We start from the raw sequence: 15,114 nt of genomic DNA, 5'->3' as shown, positions 1-15,114 counted from the left end.
AAACATGCGGGGAAGCAGTTCGGCGCGAGCCGGCGCGATCGTCTTCGAGACCGGCGTCGAATTTGCCGTGTGGTCGCATCATGCCGCACAGATCGAACTCTGCCTCTTCGAGGGTGACGGCAACAGGGAATTCGCGCGCCTGCCAATGGCGCGCGACAGTAACTACTTCCATCATCTGTTTGTCGACGGACTGAAGCAGGGCGCGCGCTACGGCTATCGCGCCGATGGTATCTATGCACCTGATAACGGCCTCTGGTACGATCCTTCCAAACTGCTGATCGATCCCTACGCCAAGGAGATCGATAGGCCGTTCCGCTACGATCCACGCCTCGGCATCTATGGCGAGGACAGCCAGGATCTGATGCCGAAGGCGATCGTCACCACCGATACCCCAGCCGCGATCAGCAAGCCGCTCTTCAAGCCGGGCGGTTTTATCTATGAGGTGGCGGTGCGGCCCTTCACCATTCTTCATCCCGACGTGCCGGAGGCTCAGCGCGGCACGGTCGCAGCGCTTGCCCATCCCTCCGTCATCGCGCACCTGAAGCGGATCGGCGTCGATGCCGTCGAACTGATGCCGATCACTGCCTGGATCGACGAACGCCACCTGCCGCCACTCGGCCTCACCAACGGCTGGGGCTACAATCCCGTCGCCTTCATGGCGCTCGATCCGCGGCTCGTCCCCGGCGGCATGACGGAATTGCGCGAGACGGTCGCGACCCTCCATGCCGAAGGTATCGCCGTCATCCTCGACCTCGTCTTCAACCATACCGGCGAGAGCGACCGGTACGGCGCGACGCTGTCGCTTCGCGGCCTCGACAACCTGCATTATTATCGCCACGCCCAGAATTGGCCGAGCGAACTCGTCAACGACACAGGCACCGGCAACACGATCGCCTGCGATCATCCCGAGGTCCGCCGTCTCGTCATCGACAGCCTGCGCCATTTTGTGCTCAATGCCGGGGTCGACGGTTTTCGCTTCGATCTGGCCCCAGTGCTCGGCCGCACCGCGACAGGCTTCGAGCGCGACGGGGGAACACTGGCCGCGATCCTCTCCGACGATGTGCTTGCCGACCGCATCATGATCGCCGAGCCCTGGGATATCGGCCCGGGCGGTTACCAACTCGGCAATTTCCCAGCGCCATTCGTTGAATGGAACGACCGGGTTCGCGACGATCTGCGCTGCTACTGGCGCGGCGACGATTGGAAGACCGGCGCGCTGGCAACCGCACTCGCCGGCTCCTCCGACATCTTCTCCCGCAACGACGGCAAGGAAACGCGCAGTGTCAATTTCCTCGCCGCCCATGACGGCTTCACGCTGATCGATCTCGTCTCCTACGCCGGAAAGCATAACGACGCCAACGGCGAACACAATCGCGACGGTCATAACGAGAACCACTCCTGGAACAATGGCGTCGAGGGGGAAACCGTCTATCCGACGATCCGCAAGCGTCGCCGCGACGATGTGATGGCGCTGATATCAACCCTCTTTGCCACCCGCGGCAGCCTCATGCTGACAGCGGGCGACGAGGGCGGCCGCAGCCAGCGCGGCAACAACAACGCCTATTGCCAGGACAACGAGATCACTTGGCTGGACTGGGAGGCGTTGGACGGGGATCTCATCGGCCACACCGCCTTCGTTGCAGAGCTGCGCCGCCGCTTCACCGTCTTCTCCGAAACGGGTTTCCTGTCAGGAAACGGCGATATCGAATGGATTTCGCTCTCCGGCGAACCGATGACCGTCGCCGAATGGGAGACGCCGTCGCTGTCCATCCTCGGCATGCTGCTGACGACCGGGGACCGCTCCGCACGCGGCAGGCAGACCCGGCTTGGCGTGCTTTTCAACCGCTCGCAGAGCCGCCAATTTTTCACGCTGCCTTCCCGGGGCGAACCGGGCTGGCGGCAGTTGACGCGGGATGGAACGAAGAAAGCCGGCAATGGTGCAGCCGTCGAGCCACGCTCCGTCGCCTTTTTCGTAGAAAATTGACCGCCTGCCCTCGCTTGCGCAAATCCTTGTCGCAATCGTCACAAATGCACGATAAGGCTTTGCCGCGGCGGCTTGTTTCACGAGGAATTCATGGTCACGGAAATTTCACTCTCCGACGTGCGGGGATTGATCGGCATGGAAACGGGCCTATCGGATTGGATCACCGTCGACCAGTCGATGATCGACGCTTTCGCGGCGGCGACTGACGACCATCAATTCATCCACGTTGATCCCGCGCGCGCCGCCGCCGAGAGCCCCTTCGGCGGCACCATCGCCCACGGCTTCCTGACACTGTCTCTGCTGTCGACGATGAACTACAACTGCCTGCCGAAAGTGCGCGAGCAGACCATGGGCATCAACTACGGCTTCGAGCGCGTCCGCTTCATGACGCCGGTGAAGAGTGGCGCCCGCGTCCGCGGCCGCTTCCTGCTCTCCGACGCCCGCTTCCGCGGCGCCGGCATGCTGATGACCACTTATGATGTCACAATCGAGATCGAAAACGAGAAGAAGCCGGCGTTGACGGCAAAATGGATCACTATCATCCAATTCGACCCGAAGGACCGTCCTGAGGACGTTTGAGCAAAACTGCTTTTGCTACTCGGCCGAATTGAACACGGCTTCGAGAGCATGTCCGTCGGGATCGATGACGAACGCCGCGTAATAGTGCTCGCCGTAATGGGATCGCAGGCCGGGAGGGCCATTATCACTGCCGCCATGCGCGATTGCTGCCGCATAAAACCGATCGACCGCCTGGCGGCTCGGAGCGGCAAACGCCAGATGAAAGCCCGGACCGGGCGGCCGCTGGCCATCCGGCCGATGCTTGATCGCCAATTTGACCCCGCCGCCGGGATTGCCGTAGCCGATTGCCTGCCCTGTTTCCCCCGGCCTGATATCATCCCAGAACCGAGCGCCGCAAGGGCGGCATCGTAAAACGCCGCCGACCGTTCGATGTCGGAAACGCCTAGGGAGGCATGGTGCAGCATTTGCTTACCCCGTGAACGAGCGCACGCACACGATTTGATGAGACTCAGTGCCCCGCGTCTTCAGCCGCCTCGTTCAACAGCCCGAAGACATAATCCGAAAACGACCGCCAGCACTCCACCCGGAACGTGTCTTCTTCCGTACGCAAAAGCACGATCTCCGCCTTGCCGAGGATCGTACGCGATGCGGCTCCGACCGGGAAGGAAGCAAGCGACAGATCCTGCGGGCAACCAGCCGAAAGCGTCGCCTCCGCACCCGGTCCCGAGACGATGATCCCGATATTGCGGTGGGACACGTCGGTCGCCGAATGCAGCGCACCGGCACTGGAAAATGCCGCCATCAGGTCGGTGCCATTCTCGTCGATCACCAGCCATTCGTCCGGCCCGAGCCAGAGCGCCGATCGGGCGCCGGCCCGGCCGGATGTTTTCGGGGCGGCCGGCAGAGACAGGCCGAGAGCAGCGGAAAGTGCTGCGAGCGATTCTGCGGGCGCACGTAGCGCCACCCGGCTGGCAGTGGGTGCGGTCGTCAGCCGCACCGTTGCGGAGCCACCGAAACGGCCGGCAAGCGCCGGCTTGCGAATTGCGACATCAGCCATGGATGCGGCCACCTTCCTTGTCAAAGAATACCAGATCCGTCACTTCGACGGCGATCGTCCGGTCCGGCATCGGCACAAAGAGTGTCTCGCCTATCCGCGCCCGGCCGCCGGCGACCAGCGCGAAGGCAATCGACCTGTCGCAATTGTCCGACCAATAGGCTGATGTGACGTGGCCGAGCATGGTCATCGGCTTCGGCTCGTTCGGGCTCGCGACGATCTGCGCACCTTCTTCCAGCACCAGCTTCGGGTCCTTGGTGACGAGGCCGACGAGCTGCTTGCGCCCGTCCTTGACGAGATCCGGCCGTTTCAACCCGCGAATGCCGACGAAATCCGTCTTTTTCTTCGAAACCGCCCAGGAAAGTCCGGCGTCATCCGGGGTCACGGTCCCATCCGTATCCTGCCCGACGATGATGTAGCCCTTCTCGGCGCGAAGAACGTGCATCGTCTCCGTGCCGTAGACGCAGGCGCCGAGCGGTTCGGCGTTGGCCCAAACCGCTTCGAGCACCGACTGGCCGTAATCGGCCGGCACGTTGATTTCGAAGCCGGTTTCGCCAGTGAAAGAGACGCGGAAGAGCCGTGCGGGCACCCCGCAGACCGTACACTCGGCAACGCTCATATGCGGGAAGGCCTCGTTCGAAAGATCGAGCCCTTCGACCAGCGGCGCGACGATCTCGCGCGCCTTCGGGCCCTGCACGGCGATGACAGCCCATTGTTCGGTTACCGAGGTCAACCAGACCTTCAGATGCGGGAATTCCGTCTGCAGGTAATCTTCCATGTGGTGGAGAACGCGCGGCGCGCCGCCGGTCGTCGTCGTCACATGGAAACGGTCGTCCGCCAGGCGTCCGACAACGCCGTCGTCATAAACGAAACCGTCTTCGCGGGTCATGATGCCGTAGCGGGCCTTGCCGGGCTTCAGCGTGTCCCAGGCATTGGTGTAGATGAGATTGAGGAATTCCGCTGCATCCGGCCCCACCACCTCGATCTTGCCGAGCGTCGAGGCATCGAAGATACCGGCCGCCTCGCGTGCCGTCCGGCATTCGCGAGAGACCGCCTGGTGCATGGTCTCGCCGGCCTGCGGATAGAACCAGGCACGCTTCCAGTTGCCGACATCCTCGAAGACCGCTCCATGAGCTTCCTCCCAGTCGTGCAGCGGCGTCTTGCGTGTTGGATCGAACAGCTCTCCGCGCGAATGGCCGACCAGCGTACCATAGGTGACCGGCGTATAGGGCGCACGGAAAGTGGTGAGCCCGACCTGCGGGATTTCCTTGCCGAGCATCTCGGCGGCAATCGCCAGGCCATGCATGTTGGAGAGCTTGCCCTGGTCCGAGGCCATGCCGTTGGTCGTGAAACGCTTGATATGCTCGATCGAATGCATGCCCTCGCGCACGGCAAGGCGGATATCCTTGGCACAGACGTCGTGCTGGAAATCGATGAAGGCCTTGGCGTTGGTTTTCGGTCCCGCGCCTTCGGCAGCGCCGATCATGCCGCCCGTCCAGTCATAGGCTTGCTCGGCCGAAATTGCGATCTTCTCGCCGCTGCTTTTGCCGGTGGCCTGCGCCATCAGTTCGCCGGCGGCAAGCGATTCCTCGATCGTCCGCTGCAGGTCGTCGGTGCCGTTGCAGGCGCCGACCGAGAGGCAGTCCTGGGCATAGGAGCCGGGGAGGAAACGCTGGCTTTCGGTATCGAAGGCCACTTTGCCGCGCGACTGCGAGAACAAATGCACGGACGGCGTCCAGCCGGCCGAAACCAAGAGCGCATCGACCGCGATCTTGCGCGGCGAACCGCCGCCGTTGCGCGCTACCGTCATCGATGAGATCCGTAGCCGCCCCGAGGTATTGACGACCGATTGGCCGGCCAGAACATCGATGCCGAGCGCACGCGCCTCTTCCAGCACCGCTGCTCCCGGCGCCTGCCTGCTGTCGACGATGGCGGCGATCGAAACACCTGATCGTTTCAGATCGAAGGCCGCCTCGTAGGCCGAGTCATGCGCCGTGTAGATGCCGACCTTGGTCCCGACGGCGACGCCGTAATGATTGAGATACATCCGTCCTGCCGAGGCCAGCATGATGCCCGGCCGGTCGTTGTTTGGAAATACCATGTGCCGTTCGATCGCGCCGGTGGCGAGGATCACCCGCTTGGCCCGAACCTGCCACAACCGCTCGCGCGGCAGATCGCGGGAAGGTTTGGCGATATGATCGGTGACGCGCTCGGCAAGACCGACGAAATTGTGGTTGTAGTAACCGAAGGCGGTCGTGCGGACCAGCACTTCGACATTGTCCATCGCCTTCAGCCGCGCCACTGCCGTCTGGGCCCAGCGATGCCCGTCCTGTCCGTCGATCGTCACGCCGGTATCGTAGCGCAACGCCCCGCCGGCTTCCGCCTGCTCGTCGCAAAGGATCACCCGGGCACCGGTCTCGGCCGCGGCCAGCGCTGCCGAAAGCCCGGCGACGCCGGAGCCGACCACCAGCACATCGCAATGGGCATAGCGGCTGGCATAATGGTCTGGATCCTCCTCCGTCGGTGCGACGCCGAGGCCGGCGGCGCGGCGGATGAGCGGTTCGTAGACGTGTTTCCAGGCGGCGCGTGGCCACATGAAGGTCTTGTAGTAGAAACCGGCGGCGAAGAACGGCGACATCAGATTGTTGACCGCGCCGACATCGAAGGCAAGCGAGGGCCAGCGGTTCTGCGAGCTGACGATCATGCCGTCGAAGACTTCCTGCACGGTGGCGCGTACGTTCGGCTGCTTGCGCGCCGTGTCGCGGGAAACGTCGATCAGCGCATTCGGCTCCTCGGCCCCCGCCGACAGAATACCGCGGGCCCGATGATATTTGAACGAACGGCCGATCAGATGCACGCCATTGGCAATCAGCGCCGAGGCGACGGTATCCCCTTCGAGCGCCGTATAGCTCTTGCCGTCGAAGGTGAAGCGCGCAGTTTTGGCCGGCGTCAGGCGCCCCTTGCCGGCGATACGGTTCACGCCGCTCATTGCGCCTCTCCTTCCAGGGCTTCATAAGTCTCGACAGGCGCGTGCTTCTCGGCAGCAGCGCCGACCACCGGCTTCGGCTCACCGGCCTTATAGGTCATGAGGAACTTGTCGCTTACCGTGTCGCGGACTGCATTGAAGAAACGTCCGCAGCCATGGATGTGCCGCCAGCGTTCGAATATCAGCCCCTTCGGATTGTCGCGCAGAAAGAAATAGGCTTCGAATTCCGCGTCCGAGATCGAGGCAATATCTGCGGGCCGCGCAATATGCGCGTCACCCGCGCCGCGGAATTCGAGCTCGGAGCGCTCTTCCTGGCAGTAAGGGCAATGGATCAGCAGCATGTAGGATTTCCTTCTCCTCCACTTCTCCCCAGCGGGGAGAAGGTGCCTGAAAGACAGATGAGGGGGTGAGCGACGAATGGAGCGAGCGTTAGCACGAAAACGCCCATCGTCAGTGCGCCACCGCCGCCGCAGCAGCCTCGTCGATCAGCCGGCCGCTGCGGAAACGTTCCAGCGTCAGGCCGGCGTTGAACTTATGCGGTTCGTCGCGGGCGATCAGATGGGCGAAGAGATTGGCCGAACCCGGCGTCGCCTTGAAGCCGCCGGTGCCCCAGCCGCAATTGACGTAGAGTCCGGGAACCGGTGTCTTCGACTGGATCGCCGAACGATCCGGCGTATTGTCGACGATGCCGCCCCATTGCCGCATCATCTTGACGCGCCGGAACATCGGGAAGAGTTCGCAGATGGCGTCGAGCGTGTGCGTGATGATCTGCAGCCCGCCGGTCTGGGAATAGGAATTGTACTGGTCGGTTCCGGCGCCGATGACGAGCTCTCCCTTGTCGGACTGGGAGATATAGGCATGCACCGTGTTCGACATGACGACGCAGGGAAAGATCGGCTTCAGCGGTTCGGAAACCAGCGCCTGTAGCGGGCTCGATTGCAGCGGCACGCGCACGCCAGCCATCTGCATGACAGTGGTCGTATGGCCGGCCGCCGACACCGCCACTTTCCTGGCGCCGATGAAGCCACGCGAGGTCTCGACCCCGGTCACCCGTCCATCTGCGCCGCGCCGGATGCCGGTCACTTCGCAATTCTGAATGATGTGCACACCGCGGTCTGAGGCGGCCCGCGCATAACCCCACGCAACCGCGTCGTGCCGCGCCGTACCGCCGCGCCGCTGCAGTGCCGCCCCGTTGATCGGGTAGCGCGCGCTGGCCGAGATATCGAGCGGCGGACAATAGGCCTTCGCCTGCTCCGGCGTCAGCCATTCATTGTCGATGCCGTAGAGCCGGTTGGCATGAATATGCCGCTTGAAGGACTGCTGGTCGTGAATATTGTGCGAGAGCATCATCACGCCACGCGGCGAATACATCACATTGTAGTTGAGCTCCTGGGAAAGCCCCTCCCAGAGCTTCATCGAATGCTCGTAGATGTGCATGCTCTCTTCGTAGAGATAGTTCGAGCGGATGATGGTGGTGTTGCGCCCGGTATTGCCGCCGCCGAGCCAGCCCTTCTCGATCACCGCCACATTGGTGATGCCGTGCTCCTTGGCGAGATAGTACGCAGCACCCAGCCCGTGGCCGCCGGCGCCGATGATGACGACGTCGTATTCGGCGCGCGGCTCCGGTGACGTCCACTGCTTCTCCCAGCCCTTGTGGCCGCGAAGGGCCTCCCGTGCCACGGCAAAAACCGAATATTTCCGCATCCGCCTTCTTCTCCTTCGGGAAAGGGCTTGTTCTCCGCGCTCATACAAATCGCAAATCCAAATGCGGCACAACGGTTCTTTTGCGACGCGCGAGAGCTTTGGTTTCGACACGCTGAAGAGAATGCCGCTTCAGGCGAATGACGCAAGCGGCAGCATTTCTGCTTGTCCATCGACCGGTGGCCTAACCCAAGAGGGTTAGAAGACAAGCAATTACTAAAATGTTAACCATCACATGTTGTGGGGTATGTGTATCATGTGGGGTTGGCGCTCAGTATCAGTCGCGACGCTTTGCATCGCGTTAAGCAGCGCATGGCCGGCACCCGCCGCCGAGCCGGTCGGCCAGGCTGTCGTCATCAAGACAGAGGTGACGGGACAGAGCGGTCCTATCGAGGTCGACACCAGCGTTCATCGCAACGAGCGCATCAAGACATCGCAATCGGGGCTTGGCCAGTTCCTGTTTCGTGACGGCACAAAGCTCGCCGTCGGCTGGGGTTCGTCGGTCGTCATCGACAAATATGTCTTCGATGATTCCCAATCGGTCAAGAAACTGACCATCAGGGCGGCAAAGGGCACATTTCGCTGGGTCAGCGGCAGTTCCAACTCCTCGGCCTACCAGATCCTGACGCCGGCCGGCACGATTGGCGTACGCGGCACCGCTTTCGATTTCTACGTCGGCCCTGACGGCACGACCGCCGTCGTGCTGCTGAACGGTGCTGCCCGTTTCTGCGGTCCGGGCGGCTGCCGGCAGCTGCAGCAGCGCTGCGATTGCGTGGTGGCCAAGCCGAACGGCAATATGTCGGCGGCGCGCCGGGTCGATCCGAGCATCTTCGCGACGCTCGGAAATGAGCGCGCCTTGCCCTTCCTCTCAGGCAATCAGCGGCTTGCGGGCGGCATCGGCATGCTCGGCGGCTGCAATATGGCCTCCGTCGCGCCGGAAAGAAAGGACAGAAAACGGCCCCCGCCTCCGGCTTCGCCCGCGCCCCAGAGGCAGGATCCGCCGCAGAAACAGGCCGAGCCGCAGAAGGAACGGCCGACCAAGCCTGACACGCCGCATCACGACGAACCGGATAAACCCGACAAGCATGATGGCCACGGTCGGCATGAACATCACGATCAGCACGATGATCACGACTATAACGATCAAGGGCATCATCGCGATCGTGAGCGATCACGATAGAGATCGCGATCGTGATGGGGACACAAACCACGACAGGGCCCGGAATTTCAATCGCAACCGATGATGCCGTCAATCGGCGACGCTCTTCTCGAAACCATCCGCCACCTCGCGGAAGTGATCGCTTCTGCTGGATATCCGCCGGTAGAATTCCGCCAGCCCGCCGATCACTTTCGCCGCCCTGAGCTTTGCCGTGCCGATAAGCTTGCGCGTGTTTTTCGAATGCGAATGCAGCGCCTGCGTCAGCTGCTCGTGAACGACCGCAAGCGCGGCGAACTCCGCAGAGGCTGCAACGCGTTCGTCGCCGACGACGGCGAGAATCTGCGTTCGGCTGCTCTTCCCCTTGAGCGGAATGGCGCCGGCCTCGATCAGCGCCATTCCCGGCACCGATCTCGCCGTGCTGTCTGATATCAGAATATCGAAACCGACCTCTTTGCAGGATGATTCCAGCCGCGCCGCAATGTTGACGGCATCGCCGACCGCCGAATAGTTGAAGCGCGTCTTGGCGCCCATATTGCCGACGCAGGCAAGGCCGGTATGGATGCCGATACCGATCCCGACTTCTTGTCCGGATCCGAAGCCGAAAGCGTCGCCGGCGTTCAGTTCGGCCAGCGTTTCGCGCATGGCAAGCGCTGCGCGAACGGCCTTGGTTTCATGATCCGCCACATCGACGGGTGCATTCCAGAACGCCATGATCGAATCACCGATAAACTTGTCGAGCGTGCCTTCATTGGCCACTACATGGCGGCTCAGGGCATCGAGCAACGTATTCAGGAATGCGACCACGGCAGTCGGCGCCAGCCGCTCGCTGATCTCGGTGAAGCTCCTGACATCGACGAACATGACCGTCAGCTCGCGATCGTCTCCGCCGAGGCGCAACGCGTCGCGGGAATGCTCGATGCGATGGAGCAGCGACGGGGAAAGATAATGCCCGAAGGCACGCCGCACCTCGCGCCGCTCTCTATCGATCACCAGGATCCGGAACGAGGTCGATGCGAAATGGGTGATCGACCCGCTGATGATCGGAGCCAGCGGATCGAGGAGAAGCCCCGCATAAAGAAACGAAAGCCAAGACGCCACCAGCGCCATGGCCGTGATCAGCAGGCCGCAGGCCAGCGCGACGGCGGGACTGACGAAGGTCGTCACCCCGACGAGCAGGCATCCAAGCACGGCGATCATCAGGATTTCCAGACCGTCCGCCCAGTCGGGCCGCGAGAGAAAGCGGCCGGAGAGGATCTGCTCGACGGCCTGTGCATGCAGCGAAACGCCTGGAACGTTCTCGCCGAGCGCGGTGACGCGGATGTCCTGCAGGCCGGCCGCCGATGTCCCGACGAAGACGATGCTGCCGTCGATGGCGGCGGCGACATCTGGAGAGACCCCTTCGGCCGCAAGCACCTGCCTGGCGGATATATAACGCTCCGCCCGGTCGGGGGTGACATAGAGCCAGAGCTCGCCCGCCGCGGTTAGCGGCACTACGAAATCCCCGATCTTTACCGATGTCATGATGCCGGCGCGATCGGGCGCGCCTGATAGCACATAAGTCGATGCCCCTTGTGCGACACGCAGCGCCTCGATCGCGAGATTCGGATAGAGCTGCTCGCCGTCGGTCAGGAACAGAGGGACCGCCCGTACCACCGGCGAGGGATTGCCGGGATTGAGGCTGATGTGGCCCAGTCCCGCCGCGTTGGTCTCCAATTGCGGCCGCAGCGGCGTCGAGGCACCAAGATGGGGCGGAGCCGAAACCGGGCTTTCGCCTGTAAAGGCAAAGCCCGCCTTCACCGGCGGCCGGTAATTGCCTTCATTGGAAAGGCCGAAGCCGAGCACGACGGGTTTTTCGGCAATCGATCGAGCGAATATCTCGTCATTGTCGGGCAGTTTCTCGGCAAGCGCAGGGTCTATCCCCGCGACCTCGCGGACAACGTTGCGCGGTGACAGCCGGTCCGGCTCGGCGAAAAGAATATCGAAGGCGATGGCCGAGGCGCCCATCTCCGAAAGCCGGTTCACCAGCAAGGCCATCCGGTCGCGCGGCCAGGGCCATTGGCCGAATTCGTGCAACGAGGCCTCGTCGATGTCGATCACGCGGACCGGCATTGGCTCGAAGGTTCTGGGAACCAGCCGCTGATACTCGTCGAAGGTCACGCCGCGGATCAACTTGAAGATCCCGGGATCACTTGCTCGAAGGATCGTCAGCGCAGTCACGATTGCTAGGCCGAGAACGACACCGATTTGCTGCGCGCGCGTCATGATCTCACCGGGTGTCCCCTCCCACGGCCGGCAGGGAGACCCACACCTGCCGGCAGACAAGCTACGCCGCTTTCCTCCGAAACGCCATTCGCAGATGCATCCCGGGCGCTCTCTTTTCAGCCTCCCGCATTTCGCTTTCCGCCGAACGGCAGGCAACCGTCTTTAATACGGCCACGCCTCCAGTTTTCGCCGGGCTTTTGCCTGGATGAAAAAGCTTCAACCTTGCCCGGCGCGCGGTGAAATGCTCTTGTAACGATCGAAAATCGGATGCTCTTTCGAGAGAAGGATGAAGGTCGCCGTGATTTCCGAATCCGCCGCACGCCGAAGCGGCTACTGGCTGATTGTCGTCGTGCTGGCAATGCTCGCCGGGCTGCCGCTTGCCGTCTGGCTTGATATCAGCGATCTCTCGGGCAATACCCTGCGGCGCCAGGCCCGCGACATGAGCTCGCTGATATCGAGCATCCGCTCCTATTATTCCACGAATGTTGTGGGGCGCGTTCTCGCCGCCCATGCCAGCGGCGCGGCCGAGGGCACGGTGGTCTCCCACACTTACGCGAATATACCAGGCGCCATCCCGCTGCCGGCCACGCTTTCCCTGGAGCTCGGCGACGTCATCAAGGAGCAGCAGGCCAATATCACCTATCGTTTCGTCTCCGACCTGCCGTTCAAAAGCCGCGCATCCCACGAGCTCGACGACTTCGAAAAGAATGCGCTCGCCGCGTTGCGCGCCAATCCGCAGCAGACGCTGAACGATCTCACCCGCGTCGGATTGACCGATACCTTGCGCTTCATCACCCCCGTCGTCATGGGCCAGGCCTGCGTCGCCTGCCACAACACCCATCCGGAAAGCCCGAAGACCGATTGGAAGGTGGGCGATGTGCGCGGCATTCAGGAAGTCATCATCCGGCAGCCCTACGCGAGCAACGTCTTCGCATTCAAATACCTGCTCTGCTATTTTCTTTTCGTCGCCGTCATCGGCATCAGCTTCATTGTGCTCCAGCGGCAGCAGGCGCGCGCAATCCATAGCGCCAACCAGGATCTGGAAGCAGCGAACGAATTCCTCGCCAGCGTTTCCATGAAGATTTCGCGCTATCTCTCGCCACAGATCTACAAGAGCATCTTCTCCGGGCAGAAGGACGTGGTGGTCCATACAGAGCGCAAGCGCCTGACGATCTTCTTCTCCGACATCAAGGACTTCACGGCGACGACCGAGCGCCTGCAACCGGAAGCCCTGACGGAGATGCTCAACGAATATCTGACCGAGATGTCGAACATTGCCCTGGAGCATGGCGGCACGGTGGACAAGTTCATCGGCGACGCGATGCTGGTCTTCTTCGGCGATCCCGAAACCAGGGGCCCGGAAGAGGATGCGAAAGCATGTCTGCGCATGGCCGTCGACATGCAGCGCCGTCTCGGCGAACTCAAGGACAGATGGCGCAGAAACGGCACCGAAGAGCCTTTCGTCGTCCGCATGGGGGCAAACAGCGGCTATTGCAACGTCGGCAATTTCGGCAGCAACGACCGCATGGACTATACGATCATCGGGGCGGAGGCCAATCTCGCAGCCCGGCTGCAATCGATCGCCCAGGGAGGAGAGATCGTCATCAGCTACGAAACCTACGCGCTGGTGAACGAAATCGTCGACGCCCATCCCCTGCCGCCGATCACCATGAAGGGCATACAGCGCGAGATCGTGCCCTATGCGGTGGATGGGTTGACGCTCGGTGCGGACCACAAAAGCCGAGTTCTCAGCGAGCACCTCTCGGGCCTTGACCTGCATTTGGATATGAGCCGGCTGGAGCCTGCCGATCGCCTCCGAGTCAGGACGGCTCTGAAAGAGGCGATCGCCGCGCTGGACGAAACCCTGCCCGAAACCGCCGGATCGTGACCGGATATCGGGCAAGCATGATTTTTCCGTGCGCCTCCCATATCCATCTGGACTTGCCGTGCCCAATCTGCTATCCCGCATCACCAATCGCAAGGCTGCGGCCGCGCGAACGTTATTGTTTTGCCTCTGGCCGCTGCGCCGCCTCCGGCATCAACCAACCAAAGGAACGTGATTCTCGTGCAGGTACTTGTCCGCGATAACAATGTTGATCAGGCTCTCCGCGCTCTCAAGAAGAAGATGCAGCGCGAAGGCATTTTCCGCGAAATGAAGATGCGCGACTACTACGAGAAGCCGTCGCAGAAGCGTGCTCGCGAAAAGGCCGAGGCTGTTCGCCGTGTTCGCAAGCTGGCCCGTAAGCGCGCTCAGCGCGAGGGTCTGGTTGCAGCGCGCTGAGCATTTCCGTCGTTTTTTCGACGTTTTCAGATGCATTGTGGCGGGGGCGATGGGTTCGCCGCCGCCTTTTTTAGTTTGCCGCTGAGGATCGCATATCCGCGCACCGGATATGCCGCATGGGGAAAGCGAGCCCGAATGGCTGTCAACATCTTCAAACCGTCCCGCGCTTTGCGCTTGCAGAAAATGGCATTCCTGCCCGCTTTGGCGCTGGCAGCAATGTTCGGGCTCGCCGGCTGCGAGACGACCAATACCTCGGATGCGGTGATCAGCATCGATAAGGCGCAGGGTTCGGAAGAGAATATCGCTTCCCTGACGGCTGTCATCAACGCCAACCCGCGGGATCCGGAAGGTTACAACGTCCGTGGTTCCGCCTATGGCCGCGCTGGCCAGTTCCGCCCGGCGCTGAACGATTTCAACACGGCGCTGCAGATCAATCCGCGGTTTTTCCAGGCTTACGCCAACCGCGCCCTCGTCTATCGCAATATGGGCCAACAGGCCCAGGCGATTGCCGACTACAATGCCGCCCTGCAGATCAATCCGAGCTACGACGTCGCCTATATCGGCCGCGGCAATGTCTACCGCATGGCCGGCCAAGACGACCAGGCCTTCAACGATTTCGACAAGGCGATCCAGCTCGGCACCACCGATGGCCGCGCCTATCACAATCGTGGCCTGATCTATCAGAAGCGCAATCAGCAGGATAAGGCGATCGACGATTTCTCGAAAGCGATCTCGCTCGCGCCGAATTCGCCAGAGCCCTATAATGGCCGCGGCATTTCCTATATCGCGCTGAACGACGATGACAACGCCTTTGCCGATTTCAACCATGCGATCGAGCTCAACGGCAACATCGCCGAATCCTGGGCCAACCAGGCGCTCGTCTACGAACGCCGCGGCGACAAGGCGAAAGCGGCCCGCTCCTATCGCCATGCGGTCGGCCTCGATGCCAAATACCAGCCGGCTCGCGACGGGCTTGCCCGCGTCGGCGTGGCCCCAGCCGGCTAAAGACATAATTGAACGGCCCGAAGCATCGCGCGGACCGCAACCGCCATTTACCGGTCGCACCACCCATCGGACACCGGCAAAGGCCCTGATGATTCAAGCAGATCTTCCGGCTTTGGATATCATCGAGGTGATATTGTGCCACGCCAGGCGGTGGAAGCGACGT

The 15,114-nt window shown here is 62.2% G+C and carries 10 protein-coding genes and 2 pseudogenes; 6 read left to right on the top strand and 6 right to left on the bottom strand.

Features of this window, described 5'->3' with window-relative positions; genetic code table 11:
- Window positions 1-4: 4 nt before the first annotated feature.
- Window positions 5-1,984 (top strand): glycogen debranching protein GlgX, encoded by a 1,980-nt coding sequence (gene glgX, locus ACS4RR_RS05820; RefSeq protein WP_260297132.1) that lies wholly within the window; start codon window positions 5-7, stop codon window positions 1,982-1,984.
- A gap of 90 nt (window positions 1,985-2,074) precedes the next feature.
- The gene (locus ACS4RR_RS05815) at window positions 2,075-2,563 is read left to right on the top strand and encodes a MaoC family dehydratase (RefSeq protein WP_164564032.1); all 489 of its coding nucleotides are present in this window, start codon (window positions 2,075-2,077) and stop codon (window positions 2,561-2,563) included.
- Window positions 2,564-2,578: 15 nt separating this feature from the next.
- On the opposite strand, the pseudogene ACS4RR_RS05810 reads toward ACS4RR_RS05815, so the two are convergent.
- The 5 genes and pseudogenes from ACS4RR_RS05810 to ACS4RR_RS05790 form a co-directional block, all read right to left on the bottom strand.
- Window positions 2,579-2,967, bottom strand: a pseudogene (locus ACS4RR_RS05810) (VOC family protein).
- A gap of 44 nt (window positions 2,968-3,011) precedes the next feature.
- The gene (locus ACS4RR_RS05805; protein ID WP_170277067.1) at window positions 3,012-3,560 is read right to left on the bottom strand and encodes a sarcosine oxidase subunit gamma; all 549 of its coding nucleotides are present in this window, start codon (window positions 3,558-3,560) and stop codon (window positions 3,012-3,014) included.
- Complete coding sequence (locus tag ACS4RR_RS05800) at window positions 3,553-6,546, bottom strand: sarcosine oxidase subunit alpha (RefSeq protein WP_260297135.1); 2,994 nt, start codon at window positions 6,544-6,546, stop codon at window positions 3,553-3,555. Before ACS4RR_RS05800 ends, ACS4RR_RS05805 begins: the two co-directional genes overlap by 8 nt.
- Entirely contained in the window at window positions 6,543-6,884 is a 342-nt protein-coding gene (locus ACS4RR_RS05795; RefSeq protein ID WP_017967899.1) for a sarcosine oxidase subunit delta, read from the bottom strand. The genes ACS4RR_RS05800 and ACS4RR_RS05795 overlap by 4 nt, the downstream gene beginning before the upstream one ends.
- A 109-nt stretch (window positions 6,885-6,993) precedes the next feature.
- A complete protein-coding gene (locus ACS4RR_RS05790; protein ID WP_018072777.1) occupies window positions 6,994-8,247 on the bottom strand; it encodes a sarcosine oxidase subunit beta family protein in 1,254 nt (417 codons plus the stop codon).
- Window positions 8,248-8,500: 253 nt separating this feature from the next.
- Between ACS4RR_RS05790 and ACS4RR_RS05785 the strand changes: the two are divergent.
- Window positions 8,501-9,488: pseudogene (locus ACS4RR_RS05785) on the top strand (FecR family protein).
- A 5-nt stretch (window positions 9,489-9,493) separates the two neighbouring features.
- Here ACS4RR_RS05785 and ACS4RR_RS05780 read toward each other — a convergent pair.
- Window positions 9,494-11,665, bottom strand: coding sequence for a CHASE2 domain-containing protein (locus ACS4RR_RS05780; protein WP_260109441.1), 2,172 nt, complete (start codon window positions 11,663-11,665; stop codon window positions 9,494-9,496).
- A gap of 286 nt (window positions 11,666-11,951) precedes the next feature.
- On the opposite strand from ACS4RR_RS05780, the gene ACS4RR_RS05775 reads away from it, so the two are divergent.
- From ACS4RR_RS05775 to ACS4RR_RS05765, 3 genes are all read left to right on the top strand, one after another.
- Complete coding sequence (locus ACS4RR_RS05775) at window positions 11,952-13,553, top strand: adenylate/guanylate cyclase domain-containing protein (RefSeq protein WP_260297137.1); 1,602 nt, start codon at window positions 11,952-11,954, stop codon at window positions 13,551-13,553.
- Between the two features lie 177 nt (window positions 13,554-13,730).
- Window positions 13,731-13,946: a 30S ribosomal protein S21 gene (rpsU, locus tag ACS4RR_RS05770; RefSeq protein ID WP_003542939.1), complete on the top strand. Its 216-nt coding sequence runs from the start codon at window positions 13,731-13,733 to the stop codon at window positions 13,944-13,946.
- Window positions 13,947-14,081: 135 nt separating this feature from the next.
- Window positions 14,082-14,951, top strand: coding sequence for a tetratricopeptide repeat protein (locus ACS4RR_RS05765; RefSeq protein WP_260056750.1), 870 nt, complete (start codon window positions 14,082-14,084; stop codon window positions 14,949-14,951).
- Window positions 14,952-15,114 lie beyond the last annotated feature (163 nt).

The organism is Rhizobium zaerense, from assembly GCF_051810725.1.
Lineage (GTDB): Bacteria > Pseudomonadota > Alphaproteobacteria > Rhizobiales > Rhizobiaceae > Rhizobium > Rhizobium leguminosarum_I.
This window is presented reverse-complemented; position numbering and strand designations above follow the sequence as displayed.

What these genes read in the sequence shown, in the direction of transcription:
- glgX (WP_260297132.1), top strand. Translation starts at nt 5, where the DNA reads ATGCGGGGAAGCAGTTCGGCGCGAGCCGGCGCGATCGTCTTCGAGACC.
- ACS4RR_RS05775 (WP_260297137.1), top strand. Translation starts at nt 11,952, where the DNA reads ATGAAGGTCGCCGTGATTTCCGAATCCGCCGCACGCCGAAGCGGCTAC.
- ACS4RR_RS05795 (WP_017967899.1), bottom strand. Translation starts at nt 6,884, where the DNA reads ATGCTGCTGATCCATTGCCCTTACTGCCAGGAAGAGCGCTCCGAGCTC.
- ACS4RR_RS05800 (WP_260297135.1), bottom strand. Translation starts at nt 6,546, where the DNA reads ATGAGCGGCGTGAACCGTATCGCCGGCAAGGGGCGCCTGACGCCGGCC.
- ACS4RR_RS05805 (WP_170277067.1), bottom strand. Translation starts at nt 3,560, where the DNA reads ATGGCTGATGTCGCAATTCGCAAGCCGGCGCTTGCCGGCCGTTTCGGT.
- ACS4RR_RS05815 (WP_164564032.1), top strand. Translation starts at nt 2,075, where the DNA reads ATGGTCACGGAAATTTCACTCTCCGACGTGCGGGGATTGATCGGCATG.
- ACS4RR_RS05790 (WP_018072777.1), bottom strand. Translation starts at nt 8,247, where the DNA reads ATGCGGAAATATTCGGTTTTTGCCGTGGCACGGGAGGCCCTTCGCGGC.
- ACS4RR_RS05780 (WP_260109441.1), bottom strand. Translation starts at nt 11,665, where the DNA reads ATGACGCGCGCGCAGCAAATCGGTGTCGTTCTCGGCCTAGCAATCGTG.
- ACS4RR_RS05765 (WP_260056750.1), top strand. Translation starts at nt 14,082, where the DNA reads ATGGCTGTCAACATCTTCAAACCGTCCCGCGCTTTGCGCTTGCAGAAA.